Annotated in this window: 12 protein-coding genes; 1 reads left to right on the top strand and 11 read right to left on the bottom strand. The window is 70.3% G+C overall.

What is annotated here, in order from left to right; translation table 11 throughout:
• Positions 1-58: 58 nt before the first annotated feature.
• From ABZ642_RS17215 to ABZ642_RS17165, 11 genes are all read right to left on the bottom strand, one after another.
• On the bottom strand, positions 59-1564 hold the full coding sequence (locus ABZ642_RS17215) for a CYTH and CHAD domain-containing protein (RefSeq protein ID WP_360483888.1): 1506 nt from the start codon (positions 1562-1564) through the stop codon (positions 59-61).
• A gap of 208 nt (positions 1565-1772) precedes the next feature.
• Positions 1773-2972 (bottom strand): rod shape-determining protein RodA, encoded by a 1200-nt coding sequence (rodA, locus tag ABZ642_RS17210; protein WP_360483885.1) that lies wholly within the window; start codon positions 2970-2972, stop codon positions 1773-1775.
• Between the two features lie 28 nt (positions 2973-3000).
• Positions 3001-5250, bottom strand: coding sequence for a penicillin-binding protein 2 (gene mrdA, locus ABZ642_RS17205; RefSeq protein WP_360483882.1), 2250 nt, complete (start codon positions 5248-5250; stop codon positions 3001-3003).
• A gap of 149 nt (positions 5251-5399) precedes the next feature.
• Positions 5400-6077, bottom strand: a complete 678-nt coding sequence (gene mreD, locus ABZ642_RS17200) for a rod shape-determining protein MreD (protein WP_360483879.1) — start codon at positions 6075-6077, stop codon at positions 5400-5402.
• Positions 6078-6092: 15 nt separating this feature from the next.
• Entirely contained in the window at positions 6093-7103 is a 1011-nt protein-coding gene (mreC, locus tag ABZ642_RS17195) for a rod shape-determining protein MreC (RefSeq protein WP_360483876.1), read from the bottom strand.
• 161 nt (positions 7104-7264) lie between these two features.
• Positions 7265-8284: a rod shape-determining protein gene (locus ABZ642_RS17190; protein WP_004931372.1), complete on the bottom strand. Its 1020-nt coding sequence runs from the start codon at positions 8282-8284 to the stop codon at positions 7265-7267.
• Between the two features lie 321 nt (positions 8285-8605).
• Positions 8606-9019 (bottom strand): nucleoside-diphosphate kinase, encoded by a 414-nt coding sequence (gene ndk / locus ABZ642_RS17185; RefSeq protein ID WP_360483873.1) that lies wholly within the window; start codon positions 9017-9019, stop codon positions 8606-8608.
• Positions 9020-9086: 67 nt separating this feature from the next.
• A complete protein-coding gene (locus ABZ642_RS17180) occupies positions 9087-9452 on the bottom strand; it encodes a DUF4233 domain-containing protein (RefSeq protein WP_360483870.1) in 366 nt (121 codons plus the stop codon).
• A 2-nt stretch (positions 9453-9454) separates the two neighbouring features.
• Entirely contained in the window at positions 9455-10969 is a 1515-nt protein-coding gene (locus ABZ642_RS17175; protein WP_360483867.1) for a folylpolyglutamate synthase/dihydrofolate synthase family protein, read from the bottom strand.
• 171 nt (positions 10970-11140) lie between these two features.
• Positions 11141-13603, bottom strand: a complete 2463-nt coding sequence (locus ABZ642_RS17170) for a SpoIIE family protein phosphatase (protein ID WP_360483864.1) — start codon at positions 13601-13603, stop codon at positions 11141-11143.
• Positions 13604-13779: 176 nt separating this feature from the next.
• Entirely contained in the window at positions 13780-16410 is a 2631-nt protein-coding gene (locus ABZ642_RS17165) for a valine--tRNA ligase (protein ID WP_360483861.1), read from the bottom strand.
• Between the two features lie 137 nt (positions 16411-16547).
• Between ABZ642_RS17165 and ABZ642_RS17160 the strand changes: the two genes are divergently transcribed.
• Positions 16548-17513, top strand: a complete 966-nt coding sequence (locus tag ABZ642_RS17160) for a hypothetical protein (protein ID WP_360483858.1) — start codon at positions 16548-16550, stop codon at positions 17511-17513.
• Positions 17514-17551: the final 38 nt, after the last annotated feature.

Raw genomic sequence — 17551 nt, 5'->3', positions numbered from 1 at the left:
CTGGGGGGAGGGTGGTCATCCAGCCTAGCGCGCCCGGCGGTGTCCCCCGTACGCCCGCTCAGACGGGCGCATCCTTCTTGATCTCCCGCCAGGCGCCCGGCGTCTTCGCCTCCGCCGCCGCCGCCCGCCGTTCCTCACGGCCGTACAGCAGCCCGTAGGTGAACGCGCTCTCCCCGGCCGCGTGGGCCACCGCGGACAGTTCGCGCAGGGTCTCGCGGGCCATCACGCTGTCCTGGTGCTCGCCGAGCAGGGACTGGAGCGACTTCATGGACTTGGCCAGGGACTTCGCCGGGCCGCCGAGGGCGGGGCGGGCCGCCTCGGCCGCGTAGCGGGTGCGCTTGGCCTTCTTGCGGGCGTCGTGCAGGCCGAGGTCGCGGTCGTGGCCGGGAGGCTGTGCCATGGCGGCCTCGATCAGGTCGGTCACCTTCGCGAAGTCCTTGTGCACGGCCTTCGCGAGGACCTTCTCCGGGTTCCCGGCGGCCGCCTCCCGAAGCGGCGGGTCGGCGATCAGGGTGTCCAGGGTGTCCAGCAGGGCGAGGTAGCGCCGGGAGTCCAGGACGCCGAGGAGCCGGCCCCGGGAGCCGCGCTCGCCGGCCTCGGCCCAGGCGTGCAGACGGTCGTGGACGGGGCCGGAGACGAGGGGGCCGGGGACCTCGTCCAGGGCGGTCATCAGGCGTTCGGCGAGGACCTCCTGGTCGCGGCCCAGGCCGAGCTCCCCGGCCAGCCACTTCAGCTCGTCCGCGACCGGGTCGGTGACCTGCCGGTCGAGGACCTTGCCGAAGGAGCGGAAGGTGCTGCGCAGCCGGCGGGTGGCCACCCGCATGTCGTGCACGCCCTCTTCGGTGTCCAGGCGTACGGCGGAATCGAGCTCGACGATCGCGTCCCGCTGGGCGCGGACGTAGGCCAGGACGTGGTCGCCGGCCGTGACGGGTGCGCCCAGGTCCGGCTTCGGCGGGTGCGGTTTGCCGCCCTTGGTCTCGGCCAGGGCCCGGGCCAGTTTCGAGGCGGACTCGGACGGCCGTACGCCCGCCTTGCCCAACCGTTTCTCCACCTTGTCGAGGAAGGCCGGGTCACCGCCGTCGGCGAGTTCCACCTCGATCTCGGTCCACTGGGCCTTGCCCGCGCCCCCGAAGAGCCGCTCGGCGCGGACGCGGTCCACGCTCACCTCGGCGAGCAGGGCGCCGTCCGCGTCGACGAGGTGGCGGATGTCACGGGTGGTGCGCAGCCGGATCACCGGGACCAGCTGGCCCTCGCGGACCCGGGAGCGGGCCAGACCGGCCAGTTCGTCGGGGATCGTGTCGGAGAGCGGGGCGTGGATCTCGTCGCGGATGCCGGGGGCCACCGGGAGTTTGAGGTGCCAGCCGGCGTCGGTGCCGCCGGTGCGGTGGCGCAGGGTGACCCGGGCCGAGGCCAGGCGCAGGTCGGAGGTGTCGTGGTAGGTCGCGTCGAGTTCGGCGGTGCCCTTGTCCACGACGTTCGCCACGCCGGCGACGCCGGTCAGGTCGGGCAGTCCACTCTCGTCGGATTCGTACTTGCGCTCGATCTCACGCTTCGTATCCGCCATGAACCGAATCTAGTGTCCATCGCCGCACAGGGACAGCGGGCGCCCGAGGCGAATCGGAGGAAAATCCTGAATGAGGGTGAGGTGAACACATCGGAAACGACATGTGCACCTCACCCTCAGGTGTCCGGCTGCGCCGGCATCGGACCCGTGACGCCTGCACCGGTCCCGTCACGCCGGCATCAGACCCGTCACGCCGGCACCGGTCCCGTCACGCCGACATCGGACGCTGCACCCTGATCGACTGCAACAGCCCCACCGCCACCCACACCGCGAACATCGACGAGCCGCCGTACGACACGAACGGCAGCGGCAGGCCGGTGACCGGCATGATGCCGAGGGTCATGCCGATGTTCTCGAACGCCTGGAACGCGAACCACGCCACGATGCCCGCCGCCACGACCGTGCCGTACAGCTCGGTCGTCTCGCGGGCGATCCGGCAGGCGCGCCACAGGACGACACCGAGGAGCACGATGATCAGGCCCGCGCCGGCGAAGCCCAGCTCCTCCCCCGCCACCGTGAAGACGAAGTCGGTCTGCTGCTCGGGGACGAACTGGCCGGTGGTCTGCGAGCCGTGGAAGAGGCCGGCGCCGGTGAGGCCGCCGGAGCCGATGGCGATCCGGGCCTGGTTGGTGTTGTAGCCGACGCCCGCGGGATCGAGGTCCGGGTTGGCGAAGGCCGCGAAGCGGTTGATCTGGTACTCGTCCAGGATGTGCAGCTGCCAGACCGCGATCGCGCCCAGCAGACCGGTCGCCAGCAGGCCGAAGACCCAGCGGTTGGAGGCGCCGGAGGCCAGCAGCACGGCCAGGATGATGATGACCATCACCATGACCGAGCCGAGGTCGGGCATCAGCAGCACGATCAGGATCGGTACCGAGGCCAGGCCCAGGGCCTGCAGGACCGTGCGGTGGTCGGGGTACTTCTTGTCGCCGGCGTCGACCCGGGCCGCCAGTATCATCGCCATCCCCAGGATGATGGTGATCTTGACGAACTCGGACGGCTGGAGCGAGAAGCCGCCGCCGAGCACGATCCAGGAGTGCGCGCCGTTGACGGTGGAGCCCAGCGGGGTGAGCACGGCCAGGATGCCGAGCAGCGACAGGCCGTAGAGGATCGGCACCGCGTTGCGCAGCTGGCGGTGGCCGATCCAGACCGTGCCGATCATCAGGGCGAGTCCGATGCCGGTGTTCATCAGGTGCCGGAACAGGAAGTAGTACTGGTCGCCCTGGTTGATCTCGGTGCGGTTGCGGGTCGCCGAGAACACCAGCAGCGAGCCCAGCAGGGACAGCGCCAGGGCCGCCATCAGCATCGGCCAGTCCAGGCGGCGGGCCAGCGAGTCACGGGCGAAGACCCGGGTCCAGCCGGCCCGCGCGGGACCGTATCCGGAGACGGAGAAGCTGTTGGCTCCGGTCATGCCGGGAACCTCCCGCCACAAACGCTCGTCACGTCAGCATCCTCCGGCTTCCCCTCCTGCGCGTCCGCCTTCGGGTGTCGCGGTTGCCCGTCGACGGCGACGCCGTGGTGGCCGGGGTCTGCTGGCCGTCGTCGCCCTTGTCGCTCTTCTGGCTCGCCTCGAAGTCCTTCGCCGGGTCCTTGGAGATCTTCGGGGAGGCGATGGTGCCGTCCGTGCGGACCTTGGGCAGGCCCTGCTGCGGGGTGTAGAGCAGCGCCTTGTTCTTGTCGATGGAGCCGTCGGCACCGACGCCGTACAGCGCGCTGTAGATGTTGCGGACCGCCTCACCGGAGGCACCGGAACCGGTACCGGCCTGGGCGATGGTCATGATGACCGTGTAGTCCTTGCTGTAGGTCGCGAGCCACGACGTGGTCTGCTTGCCGTAGACCTCGGCGGTACCGGTCTTGCCGTGCAGGGCGATCTTGTCCTGCGGCCAGCCGCCGAACTTCCAGGCGGCGGTACCGCGGGTGATGACGCCCGCGAAGGCGTCGTCCATGCCCTTGATGGTGGCCTGGCTGACGGGCAGCTTGCGCAGCGCCTTGGGCTTGATCTCCTGGACGGACTTACCGTCGGCGCTGACGACGGCCTTGCCGATGGTCGGCTGGTACTCGGTGCCGCCGTTGGCCACGGCGCCGTAGATCATCGCCTCCTGGATCGGCGTGACGAGGGTGTCGCCCTGGCCGATGGAGTAGTTGATCTCGTCGCCCTCGCGCATCTTGTTGCCTTCGAGGCAGTTCTCGTACTCGATCTTCTCGACGTAGGTGCCGTCCTTCTTGCCGGACTTGCACCAGGCGTCCTTGTTGGCCTTCCAGTAGTCGAGCTTCCACTGGCGGTCGGGGACCCGGCCGGTGACCTCGTTGGGGAGGTCGACGCCGGTCTCCTTGCCGAGGCCGAACTGGTGGGCGGTCTTGAAGAACCAGTCCTTGGGCTCGCCCTTCTTCGGGTTGATGCCGCCGTCCCTCTTCCACTCGCGGTCGGCGAGGCCGTAGAAGACGGTGTCGCAGGACACCTCCAGGGCCCGGCCGAGCGAGATCGGGCCGAAGTTCTCGCCCTCGAAGTTCTTGAAGACCTGGCCGCCCACCGAGTACGAACTCGTGCAGGGGTAGCCGCCGTCCCACACGTAGCCGGCCTGGACCGCGGCGGCCGTGGAGACCACCTTGAACGTCGAACCGGGCGCCGCCTGACCCTGTATGGCCCTGTTGAGCAGCGGGTAGTCGGAGTTCTTGCCGGTGAGGGCCTTGTAGTCCTTGGCGGAGATGCCGCCGACCCAGACGTTCGGGTCGTAGGTCGGCGCGGAGGCCATGGCGACGATCCGGCCGGTCTTGGCCTCCATCACGACGACGGCACCGGAGTCGGCCTTGTAGTTCTCGCTGGTGATCTTGTCGTACTGCTGGCGGGCGGCCTTCATCGCCTTGTCCAGCTCGTTCTCGGCGACCCGCTGGACGCGCGAGTCGATGCTGGTGACCAGGTTCGAACCGGGCTCGGCGGCATCCGACTTGGCCTTGCCGATGACCCGGCCGAGGTTGTCCACCTCGTAGCGGGTGACACCGGCCTTGCCGCGCAGTTCCTTGTCGTACTCGCGCTCCAGGCCGGAGCGGCCGACCATGTCCGAACGCAGGTAGGGCGAGGTGGTGTTCTGGGCCTGCTGGATCTCGTCGTCGGTGACCGGGGAGAGGTAGCCGAGGACCTGGGAGGTGTTGGACTTGCCGGGGGCCGGGTAGCGGCGCACGGCCTCGGGCTCGGCGGTGATGCCGGGGAAGTCCTCGGCGCGCTCGCGGATCTGCAGGGCCTGCTTGGCGGTGGCCTCGTCGGTGATCGGGATCGGCTGGTAGGGGGAGCCGTTCCAGCAGGGCTGCGGGGTCTTGGAGTCGCAGAGGCGGACCTTCTGCATGACCTCGGTGGGGCTCAACCCGAGGACGCCGGCGAGCTTGGTGAGGACCGCCTTGCCGTCGTCCGCCTGCTTGAGCAGGTCGGTACGGGAGGCGGAGACGACCAGCCGGGTCTCGTTGTCCGCGATGGGGACTCCGCGCGCGTCCAGGATCGAGCCGCGGACGGCGGGCTCGACGACCTGCTGGACGTGGTTGCCGGAGGCTTCCTTCTGGTACTCGGCGCCCTCACGGATCTGCAGGTACCACAGGCGGCCGCCGAGGGTGCCGAGCAGGGAGAGGACCAGGATCTGGATGACGACGAGACGGATCTGGACCCGTGGGGTCCGTCCGGTCTCCGGAATATTAGTCATGGGCGAAGCCCATTCCTTCAAGGGTGGTGGTGGGAGACGGGTGGGCGTTGGTCACTGGGTTGCCTCCCCCTCTCAGTGCTGTACGTAGGTGTCATATACGACGAAGCTGTGGGCCGCGCCGCCGGGTCGCCGGGTGAACTCCCGCACGCTCACAGGCGCTTGACCCCCTTGATGCGGCCGACGCGGACGTTGCGGGTGCGGGCTCTGGCCCGCAGGGAGCCGAGACCGCCGCGCTGGCCGCCGACGCGCAGTCCGGTGCCGGAGGAGAGCCAGCCGGAGGAGATGTCGCCCGCCTTGGTGCCGGAGTTGGCCTCCGTGAGCGGGTCGCTGTCGGCGCGGCGGGCCAGCCACATGATGCCGGGGACCACGAACGGGGCGAGCAGCAGGTCGTAGAGGGCGGCGCTGATCAGCAGGCTGGTCATGCCGACGTGCCGGGCGGCGGTGTCGCCGACGAGGGCGCCGACACCCGCGTACAGCAGGGTGGAGCCGACGGCGGCGGCGACCACGACGAGCATCGGCCCGGTGGCGGACTTCAGCCGGCCGTTCTCCGGCTTGATCAGGCCCGCGAAGTAGCCGACGACGCACAGCACCAGGGCGTAACGCCCGGCCGCGTGGTCGGCGGGCGGGGCGAGGTCGGCGAGGAGTCCGGCGCCGAAGCCGACGAGGGCGCCGCCGACATGGCCGTAGACCATGGCGAGGCCGAGGACGGTGAGCAGCATCAGGTCGGGGACGGCGCCCGGGAGGTGGAGGCGGGCGAGGACGCTCACCTGGATCACCAGGGCGACGACGACCAGGGCGGAGGAGAGCAGGATCCGGTTGACACGCATGAAGGGATTCAGCTCCTACCGCTGCTGCTGGTCGTTGGTGTCGGTCTCGTTCGTGCCCGAGTTCGTACCCGAGTCGGTGCCCGAGTTCGTACCCGAGTCCGATCCCGTGTTCGCGCTCGCGGACGGCGTGACCGTGACGGTCACCGTCGGGGTCGGCGTCGGCTTCGGCTTGGCCGGGAGCACCTCGTCGCGGGGGTCCTTCTTCGGTGCCTCGACGACCACGCCGACGATGTCGAGCTTGGTGAAGGACGCGAACGGCGTGACGTAAAGAGTGCGCGTGAGGCCGCCGTTGGACGGGTCGACGCTGGAGACCGTGCCGACCGGGACGCCGGGCACGAAGGGCCGGTCGGCCTCGGAGCCGAAGGTGACGAGCCGGTCGCCCTTCTTCACCTCGGCCTTGCCGTTGAGGAGTTCGACGCGCAGCGGGCGGTCGCCCTGCCCGGAGGCGAAGCCGAGTTCGTCGCTGCCCTCCATGCGGGTGCCGACGGTGAAGTCGGGGTCGTTGGCGAGCAACACGGTGGAGGCGTCCGGGCCGACGGTGGTGACGCGGCCGACCAGGCCGTTGCCGTTCAGCACGGTCATGTCCCGCTTGATGCCGTCGTTGGCGCCGACGTCGATGGTGATGGTCCAGGAGAAGCCCTGCGCCGACCCTATGGCGATGACCTGGGCGCCCTTGATGCCGTACTGGCCCTCGCCGGCCATCTTCAGCATCTTGTCGAGCTGGTTGAGACGGCTGCGGTTACGGTCGTCGCTGCCGAGCTTCGCCTTGAGGGTCGCGTTCTGCTTCTCCAGCCGGGCCAGCCGGTCGTGCCGTTCACCGGAGTCGCGGACGGCGGAGACGGCGTTGCCCACCGGGTCCACCACCGTCGACATGCCGTTCTCGATCGGGCCGAAGGCCGCGGCCGCGGCCTGCCGGGCGCCGTCGACCGGGGAGTTCCTGCCACCTCGGATGTCCACCGTGATCAGCGCGAACGCGATGGCGATCAGCAGCACCAGGAGCAGCCGGCTCTCTTTCGTGTCCCTCACGTGCGGCGGCCGTGCCTTCCTCGATAGGAACTTGCGGGAGCTTGTTTTGTTGGTCGGGGGAAGTCGGGGGGCGGAGCTCGATCTTGCGAGCCTATGCCTCCATATCAACGATCCGCCGCACGAGAGGGGATCATCTCGTACGGCGGAATCGAAGAGTTACGTCATCTGCGCGGCTGGGCGTCCAGGACCTGCTGGAGCGCCTCGAATTCCTCGACGCACTTGCCGGAGCCGAGCGCCACGCTGTCCAGCGGGTCCTCGGCGATGTGGATCGGCATGCCGGTCTCCCGGCGCAGCCGCTCGTCCAGACCGCGCAGCAGTGCTCCGCCGCCGGTCAGAACGATTCCCCTGTCCATGATGTCACCGGACAGCTCCGGCGGGCACTTGTCCAACGTGGTCTTGACGGCGTCCACGATCGCGTTGACGGGTTCCTCGATCGCCTTGCGGACCTCGGCGGCCGAGATGACCACGGTCTTCGGCAGCCCGGACACCAGGTCCCGGCCGCGGATCTCGGTGTGCTCGTCGGCGTCCAGGTCGTACGCCGAACCGATCGTGATCTTGATCTGCTCGGCCGTCCGCTCACCGAGGAGGAGGCTGTACTCCTTCTTGATGTGCTGGATGATCGCGTTGTCCAGTTCGTCGCCCGCGACGCGGATCGACTGGGCGGTGACGATGCCGCCCAGCGAGATAACCGCGACCTCCGTGGTGCCGCCGCCGATGTCCACCACCATGTTGCCCGTGGCCTCGTGGACCGGCAGGCCGGAACCGATGGCGGCGGCCATGGGCTCCTCGATGATGTGCACCTGGCGGGCACCGGCCTGCGACGACGCCTCGATCACCGCGCGGCGCTCGACCCCGGTGATACCGGAGGGCACGCACACGACGACCCGCGGCCGCGCCAGGTAGCGCCGCTTGTGGATCTTCAGGATGAAGTAGCGGAGCATCCGCTCGGTGATCTCGAAGTCGGCGATCACGCCGTCCTTCAGCGGCCGCACGGCGACGATGTTGCCGGGCGTGCGCCCGATCATCTTCTTCGCTTCCGCGCCGACCGCGAGAATTCCACCGGTGTTCGTATTGATCGCGACAACGGACGGCTCGTTGAGTACGATCCCGCGACCCCTGACGTACACCAGCGTGTTGGCGGTCCCGAGGTCGACAGCCATGTCACGGCCGATGAACGACATTGAGTTCCCCATCAGGATTCGTCTGGCCTTCCCGGGAGCTTTTGAGGGCATTTCAGGTCGGCGAAGTGGGTGCTGTGACGTGAAGGCTTACATCGTAGACGCGCCTGCACGAACACTGCGCGAGGGTCTTCGCCATTGTCATCACGTACAGGGCCGCCTCGCTTGTGGAGACGGTCCGACGGGGGCACTCGTTCCCCCGATCGGCACGCATATGCCGAGGGACGGTCGAAATCATTCGACCGTCCCAGGCCAGACGGAGTAGTGGACTGACCACCCGTCAGAAAATTCTACGGAAACTCTACGGGGCCCCGCCCCGGGGAGTCAGGCGCGGCCCGGGAAGAAGATCTTGATCTCGCGTTCGGCGGACTCCTCGGAGTCGGACGCGTGGATCAGGTTCTCGCGGACGATCACGCCGAAGTCGCCGCGGATGGAGCCCGGCGCGGCGGCGATCGGGTCGGTGGGACCGGCCAGTGCGCGGACGCCCTCGATGACCCGCTCGCCCTCGGCGATCAGGACGACGACGGGGCCGGAGGCCATGAACTCGACCAGCGGCTCGTAGAACGGCTTGCCCACGTGCTCGGCGTAGTGCTGCTCCAGCGTCGCCCGCTCCAGGGAGCGCAGCTCCAGCGCGGTGATCCGCCAGTCGGCCTTGCGCTCGATACGGCCGATGATCTCGCCGGTCAGGCCACGACGGACGGCGTCGGGCTTGAGCAGGACGAGGGTGCGCTGAGTCACGTGAGGGCTCCTTCGCGGTACTTACGTGTGCGGTGAGGAGAGGCTACAGGGCAGGTCCGGGCGGCCGTCACGCAGTGTCAGCTCCCGAGGTCGCGGACCGGTCCGCCTGCGCCGCGAAGCGGGCCTTCGCCTCGTCGATCTTCCTGCCGTAGTGCACCGACGCCCACCACAGGGCCGCGAAGACCGCGCCCAAGAAGTACATCGTCGGCACGAAGACGCCGGAGGCGATCAGCGCGATCTGCAGGGCCCAGCCGAGGGCGATGCCGCCGGGGCGGGTGATCACACCGCACAGGGCCACGCAGAGGAACATCGCGATGCCGCTGACCAGCCACACCGTGGCGGTGGACAGGTCCGGGGCCTTCATGGCGACCAGCGCGGCGAAGCCGATGACGAAGAACTCGCCGATCAGGGTGGAGGAGCAGAGCGTCCGCATGGTCAGGCCCTCCCCAGCAGCAGCCGGGCCTCGCCGACCGTGATGACCGAGCCGGTGACCAGCACCCCCGCGCCCGCGAACTCGCCCTCCTCCTCGGCCAGCGTGATCGCGGCCTCCAGGGCGTCCGGCAGCCGCGGCTCGACCTGGACGCGGTCCTCACCGAACACCTCGACGGCGACCGCGGCCAGTTCGTCCGTGTCCATCGCGCGATGGCTGGAGTTCTGGGTGATCACGACCTCGGCGAAGATCGGCTCGAAGGCCTCCAGGAGGCCCCGGACGTTCTTGTCGCCACTCGCCCCGACCACGCCGATCAGCCGGCTGAAGTCGAAGGCCTCGCCGACCGCCTCGGCGGTGGCGCGGGCGCCGGCCGGGTTGTGCGCGGCGTCCAGGACGACGGTGGGAGAGCGCCGTACGACTTCGAGCCGGCCCGGCGAAGTGACCGCCGCGAAGGCCTTGCGGACCGTGTCGATGGCGAGGGGCTCCGGGCGCTGGGAGCCGACACCGAAGAACGCCTCCACGGCGGCCAGCGCGACGGCCGCGTTGTGGGCCTGGTAGGGGCCATGCAGGGGGAGGTAGACCTGCTCGTACTCGCCGCCGAGGCCGCGCAGGGTGAGCAGTTGGCCGCCGACGGCGACCTGGCGGGCGACCACGCCGAACTCCAGGCCCTCGCGGGCCACCGTGGCGTCCACCTCGACGGCCTTCTTCAGCAGCACCTGGGCCGCGTCCACCGGCTGCTGGGCCATGATCACGGTGGCGTCCTGCTTGATGATCCCGGCCTTCTCGCCGGCGATCTCGGCGGTGGTCTCGCCGAGCCGGTCGGTGTGGTCGAGGTCGATGGGGGTGACGACGGCGACGTCACCGTCGATCACGTTGGTGGCGTCCCAGGAGCCGCCCATGCCGACCTCGACGACGGCGACGTCTACGGGGGCGTCCGCGAAGGCCGCGTACGCCATGCCGGTGAGCACCTCGAAGAAGGAGAGCCGGTACTCCTGCCGGGAGTCGACCATCTCGACGTACGGCTTGATGTCCTGGTACGTCTCGATGAACCGCTCGGCGTCGATCGGGGCGCCGTCGAGGCTGATGCGCTCGGTGATCGACTGCACGTGGGGGCTGGTGTAGCGGCCGGTGCGCAGGTCGAAGGCGCCGAGCAGGGCCTCGACCATGCGGGCGGTGGACGTCTTGCCGTTGGTGCCGGTGATGTGGATCGAGGGGTACGCCCGCTGGGGCTCGCCCAGCACGTCCATGAGGGCGGTGATCCGGGTGACCGACGGCTCCAGCTTGGTCTCGCCCCAGCGGGTGGCCAGCTCCGCCTCGACCTCACGCAGGGCCCGGTCGACCTCGGGGTCCTCGGGGCGGCCCGGGACGTCGGCCTGCGCCGAGCCGCCCTGGGTACGCAGGGTCCGGCTGCCGGCCTCGATCACCGCGAGATCGGGGTCGCGTTCCGTCTCGGCCTCGACGATGTCGTCGAAGTTCTCGTCGAAGCTGTCATGGGGGTCGCGCGGGGGCAGATCACTCACGGCACCAGTCTACGGAGCCCGGCACCGGCCCCGCGGCCCAGGAGGGCCCGGCGGGCCAGGAAGGCTCGCGGACTCGGCGGGCCCGGCGGCCCAGGAGGACTCGGCGAGCCCGGCGGGCCAGGAAGCCAGGAAGGCCCGGGCAGGCCCCGCAAGCCCCGCAAGCCCCGCAGGCTAGGCAGGCCCGGTGGGCTCGGTTGGCTCGGTGGTGGGCAGGGCCTGTTCGCACCAGATGGTCTTGCCGGCGGAGGTCTGCCGGGTGCCCCAGCGCTGGGTGAGCTGGGCGACCAGCAGCAGGCCCCGGCCGCCCTCGTCGAAGACCCGGGCCCGCCGCAGGTGGGGTGCGGTGCTGCTGCCGTCGGAGACCTCGCAGATCAGCATCGCGGTGTCCCGGATGAGCCGCAGCTGGATCGGGGAGCCGCCGTAGCGAATGGCGTTGGTGACCAGCTCGCTGACCACCAGTTCGGTGGTGAAGGACAGGTCCTCCAGCTGCCAGGCGCCGAGCTGGTCGGTGGTCAGGGTCCGGGCCCGGCCGACGTGCTCGGGGTCCGCGGGGACCTCCCAGGTGGCCACCCGGTCGCAGGGCAGGGCATGGGTGCGGGCGAGCAGCAGGGCGACGTCGTCGGCGGGCTCGCCGGTGCGCAGCGCGGCCACCACGCGGTCGCAGGTGGCCTCCAGCGGCTCCCCTGGCGTCGCCAGCGCCCGGCGGAGCCGCTCGAGGCCCTGGCTCAGGTCGAGGTTGCGGGAGTGCACCAGGCCGTTGCTGAACAGCGCGAGGGTGGTGCCTCCGGCGAGGTCCAGCTCGGTCGTCTCGAACGGCAGTCCGCCCAGCCCGAGCGGCGGTCCGGCCTGGCCCGGGGCCTTCTCCACCGCGCCCTGCGGGGTGATCACGAAGGGCAGCGGATGGCCGGCGCTGGCCAGGGAGCAGCGCCGCGAGATCGGGTCGTAGACGGCGTACAGGCAGGTCGAGCCGACCTCTCCGGCCGGTTCCGGGGCGCCGTCGTCGAGGTGGAGGACGAGGTCGTCGAGGTGGGTGAGGAGTTCCTCGGGCGGCAGGTCGACGTCGGCGAGGGTACGGACCGCCGTACGCAGCCGGCCCATGGTGGCCGAGGCCTGGATGCCGTGGCCGACGACGTCCCCGACGACCAGGGCGACCCGGGTGCCCGACAGCGGGATCACGTCGAGCCAGTCGCCGCCGACTCCGGCCCGGGTGCCGGTCGGCAGGTAGCGGTAGGCGATGTCGACGGTCGGGCGGGCGGGCAGGTCGTGCGGCAGCAGGCTGTGCTGGAGGGCCAGCGCGGTCTCGCGCTCCCGGGTGTAGCGCCGCGCGTTGTCGATGGCGGCCGCGGTCTTCGCGGCCAGTTCCTCGGCGTCGGACAGGTCGTCCTTCTCGAACGGCGGGGAGTGCCGGGTCCGCCAGAAGGCGATCACCCCCAGCGGGATGCCCTGCGCCGACAGTGGCGCGGTGATCAGCGAGCCCATGCCGTAGGCGAGCAGCCGGTCCGCGCACCGGCTGTCGGTGGCCCATCCCGCCGGAGCGGCGCGCAGGTCGGAGTGGAGGGCCGGGCCGGTGCCGGGGACGGACCGGCAGGGTGCGGCCGGTGCGCCGACCGGGGCCAGCGGCGACTCGTCGCGGATGCCGCCCCGGGCGACCCGCTGCAGGCCCGCGCCGTCGTCGTTCGCGGGCTCCCCGCCGGTCAGGACGGCTGCCGCCAGGTCGACGGTGACGTGGTCGGCGAAGCGGGGGACCGCGACCCGGACGAGTTCGTCGGCGGTCCGCCGCACATCGAGGGTGGTGCCCACGGCCGTACCGGCGTCGTAGAGCAGTCTGAGCCGGCGGTGGCTCTTCTCCAGGGAGGCGGCCATGCTGTTGAACGCCGTCTCCAGCTGCCCGATCTCCCGTCTGCCGGAGGGCGGCACCCGTGCGCTGAGATCACCGGCGGCGAGCCGGGTCGCGGTGACGGCCATCCTGCGCACCGGCCAGACGATCACTCGGGTCACATAGGCGCCGTAGCCGACGATCAGCAGGACCGCCCCGGCGACACCGACGGATGCCGCGAAGGTCAGCCGGTCCATCCGGTGCTCGAGGGCGTGCTCGCGCTTGTCGATGACGACGCGTTCGTCGCCGAGGTAGTTGCCGAGCTGGCCGCGGAGCGCCTCGACGCGCTGCCTGCCCTCCCGCGTGCGGGTACTGCTGCTCGCATCGGGATCACCGCGCCGGGCCGCGTCGACGAGCGGGATCGAGTAGTCGTGGATGAAGGACTGCCCGGATTCCCGGATCTGCCGGGCGAGCCGCCGCTGGGAGGAGGAGGGGCTCATGTCCACGAGCCGCTGCGCCTGCACGGGGAACGCGGCCCGTCCCGCCCGCCACGGCTTGAGGAACTCGTCCTGCCGAGTGATGACGTAGCTCAGCTGACCGCCCTCCATGTCGAGCACGGCCTTCTGGACCGCCGTGGCCTGGTCCAGTGCCGGCCGGCCGCCGCGAGCGGTCAGCAGGGAGCCGCGCGCGTCCTGGATCGCCCACAGCAGCATCAGGAAGACGAGCCCGATGAGCACGGCGAGCAGGGCGCCCGTGACAGCCGTCAGGGGAACCAGTCCCCTGTGCGGAGGTGTCCTCGTCCGGCCCCTGCGCAGCATGCGGGCGTTCCCTCCGCCACGAAGCATCAAAACAGAACAATCAGGTCATGTTCCTACTTTTGGATTGTAGGGCGGTGGCCGGTCCGCGCTTGATGACGGAAGAAATACGCGCAGGCGCCCGGCGGCCCGGGGAACGGGCTGCCGGACGCCTGCGGAGACGTGCGGGGACGTGCGGGTCAGGCCTGCGGAAGGCGGTCCAGCTGGGTCTGGATGCGGGCGATGTCCTCGTCCGCCTTGGCCAGCCGGCCGCGGATCTTGTCCACCACGTTGTCCGGGGCCTTCGCCAGGAACGCCTCGTTGCCCAGCTTCGCCGTCGCCTGGGCCTTCTCCTTCTCGGCGGCCGCGAGGTCCTTGGCGAGGCGCTTGCGCTCCGCCGCCACGTCGATCGTGCCGGAGAGGTCGAGGGCGACCGTGGCGCCGGCGACCGGGAGGGTGGCCGTGGCCGCGAAGGCGTCGCCCTCCGGCTGGAGGCGCAGCAGCTGGCGGATGGCCGCCTCGTGCGGGGCGAGCGCCGTGCCGTCGAGGGTGAGGCGGGCCGGGACCCGCTGACCAGGCTGCAGGCCCTGGTCGGCGCGGAAGCGGCGGACCTCGGTGATGACGGACTGGAGGCTCTCGATCTCCCGCTCGGCCGCGTCGTCGCGGAAGCCGCTGTCGGACGGCCAGTCAGCGATGACGACCGACTCGCCGCCGGTCAGCGTCGTCCACAGGGTGTCCGTGACGAAGGGGACCACCGGGTGGAGCAGCTTCAGGGTGACGTCGAGGACCTCACCGAGGACCCGCTGGGAGACCTCGGCGCCCCGGCCGCCGGCCTGGAACGTCGTCTTCGACAGTTCGACGTACCAGTCGAAGACCTCGTCCCACGCGAAGTGGTAGAGGCAGTCGGACAGCTTCGCGAACTGGAAGTCGTCGTAGAACGCGTCGACTTCGGCGACCGTCTTGTTGAGGCGGGACAGGATCCAGCGGTCCGTCGCCGACATCTCGGACGCGTCCGGCAGCGGGCCCTCGACGGTCGCGCCGTTCATCAGGGCGAAGCGGGTCGCGTTCCAGATCTTGTTGGCGAAGTTGCGGGAGGCCTGGACCCAGTCCTCGCCGATCGGGACGTCGGTGCCCGGGTTGGCGCCGCGGGCCAGGGTGAAGCGGACGGCGTCGGAGCCGTACTTGTCCATCCAGTCCAGCGGGTCGACGACGTTGCCGAAGGACTTCGACATCTTCTTGCCGCGCTCGTCACGGACCAGGCCGGTCAGCGCGATGGTGCGGAAGGGGACCTCGCCGTCCATCGCGTAGAGACCGAACATCATCATCCGGGCGACCCAGAAGAAGATGATGTCGTGGCCGGTCAGCAGGACGTCGGTCGGGTAGAACTTCCGCAGGTCCGCGGTCTGTTCGGGCCAGCCGAGGGTGGAGAACGGCCACAGGCCCGAGGAGAACCAGGTGTCCAGGACGTCGGTGTCCTGCTTCCAGCCCTCCGCCTCGGTGCCGGGCGGCTGCTCGTCGGGGCCGACGCAGACGACCTCGCCGTCGGGGCCGTACCAGACCGGGATCCGGTGGCCCCACCACAGCTGGCGCGAGATGCACCAGTCGTGCATGTTGTCGACCCAGTCGAAGTAGCGCTTCGACATGTCCTCGGGGTGGATCTTGACCCGCCCGTCGCGGACCGCGTCACCGGCCGCCTTCGCCAGCGGGCCGACCTTGACCCACCACTGCATGGACAGCCGCGGCTCGATGGTCGTGCTGCAGCGCGAGCAGTGGCCGACGCTGTGGACGTACGGCCGCTTCTCGGCGACGATCCGGCCCTGCGAACGCAGCGCCGCGACGATCGCGGAACGCGCCTCGAAGCGGTCCAGGCCCTCGAAGGGACCGTGGACCGTGATGACGGCCCGCTCGTCCATCACGGTGATGGACTCGAGGTTGTGCCGCTGGCCGATCGCGAAGTCGTTCGGGTCGTGGGCCGGGGTGACCTTGACGGCACCCGTGCCGAACTCCGGGTCGACGTGCGTGTCGGCGACGACGGGGATCGTACGGTCCGTCAGCGGGAGCTTGATGCGCTTGCCGACCAGGTGCCGGTACCGCTCGTCGTCCGGGTGGACGGCGACGGCCGTGTCACCGAGCATCGTCTCCGCGCGGGTGGTGGCGACGACCAGCGTCTCGTCGCCCTCGCCGTACTTGATGGAGACCAGCTCGCCGTCGTCCTCCTGGTACTCCACCTCGATGTCCGAGATGGCCGTCAGACAGCGCGGGCACCAGTTGATGATCCGCTCGGCGCGGTAGATCAGCTCGTCTTCGTAGAGCTTCTTGAAGATGGTCTGGACGGCCTTGGACAGGCCCTCGTCCATGGTGAAGCGCTCACGGTCCCAGTCGACTCCGTCGCCGAGCCGGCGCATCTGGCCGAGGATCTTGCCGCCGTACTCTTCCTTCCACTGCCAGACGCGCTCGACGAACTCCTCGCGGCCGAGGTCCTGGCGGGACTTGCCCTCCTCGGCGAGCTGCTGTTCGACCTTGTTCTGGGTGGCGATACCGGCGTGGTCCATGCCGGGCAGCCAGAGCGCCTCGAAGCCCTGCATGCGCTTGCGGCGGGTCAGCGCGTCCATCAGCGTGTGCTGGAAGGCGTGGCCCAGGTGCAGGGAGCCGGTGACGTTCGGCGGCGGGATGACGATGGTGTACGCGGGCTTGTCGCTCTTGGCGTCGGCCGCGAAGTAACCCCGCTCTACCCAACGCTCGTACAGCGGCCCCTCTACGTCGGCCGGCGCGTACTGGGTCGGCAGTTCGGTGCTGGGCGCTGTGGGCTGCTGCTGAGCGTTCTCGGTCACGGGGCTCAGTTTAGAGGTGTCACGGGCCAGTCCCGAAACGCGTTTGTTCTGTAACGGTGAGCACCCTCGTGCCATGAGTCCCCGGTGGCTGAGCCAGGATGTCAGGAACACATAAGCATCTGGAGGGGAACCCAGAGATGAGCTACAACCAGCCGGGCCCGTACGGGGGGCCGCCGCAGCAGCCGGGACCGTACGGACAGCAGCCGGGTCCGTACGGCCAGCCGCCGCAGGCGCCCCAGCCCGGCTACGGCTACCCTCAGCAGGCCCCGCCGCAGCCGCCGCAGCCGGGCTACGGCTACCCGCCCCAGGGCGTCCCTCCCGTCCCGCCGCAGCAGAACCCGTACGGTCAGCAGCAGCCGCCCTACGGCCAGCCCCCGTACGGCCAGCAGCCCTACGGCGTTCCGCAGCCGCCGGCTCCGGGCGGCCGGAAGAAGACGGGCCTGGTCATCGGCGCGGTGGCGGTGGTGGCGGCCGTGGCGGTGGGCGCGTACTTCGTGCTCGCCGGGGGCGGGAGCGGCGGGCTCAAGGACGACGGGCCGCACAAGCTCACCGCGCCGGCCTCGCTGCTGTCCGCCAAGTACAAGCGGGTGGGCGACCCCAGCGAGGAGAAGGCGAGTTCGAGCGACGCCAAGGACTTCGCCAAGTCCGGTGTCACCGACGCCACTTCGGTCACCGCGATCTACTCGACCGTCGACCTGGAGTCCCTCGACGCCACCGACCCGACGGATCTGGCGAAGGCGCAGACCGCCGAGAACCTCACCCTGTTCGGGGTCTACGGCTCGGTGAAGGACCCGCAGGCCGCGCTGGACGCCACCTTCGCGCAGATGAAGAAGGAGGGCACCTCCGACGACGACAGCGTCAAGCTGGTCGGCGACGCGCAGTCGGTGTCCCCCGACGGGCTGGACGGCGCGGTGATGAAGTGCCAGCAGGCGCAGGGCAAGAGCCAGCTCACCGGCAAGCAGCAGACGGCGTACCTCTGCATCTGGGCGGACTACAGCACGATCGGCATGGTGGAGCCGACGGCGGGTGTGAAGACGTACAGCGTCGACGAGTCGGCGAAGCTCGCCGCCGATGTCCGCGCGCAGGCGCGCGTGGCCAAGTAGACCTGTAGGACGTGTGAACGGTGCGAACGCCGAAGCGC

The sequence above is a fragment of the Streptomyces sp. NPDC007157 genome, assembly GCF_040634235.1.
Classification (GTDB): Bacteria; Actinomycetota; Actinomycetes; order Streptomycetales; family Streptomycetaceae; genus Streptomyces.
The sequence above is the reverse complement of the archived record's forward strand: the minus strand, read 5'-3'. Positions and strand labels throughout refer to the sequence as shown.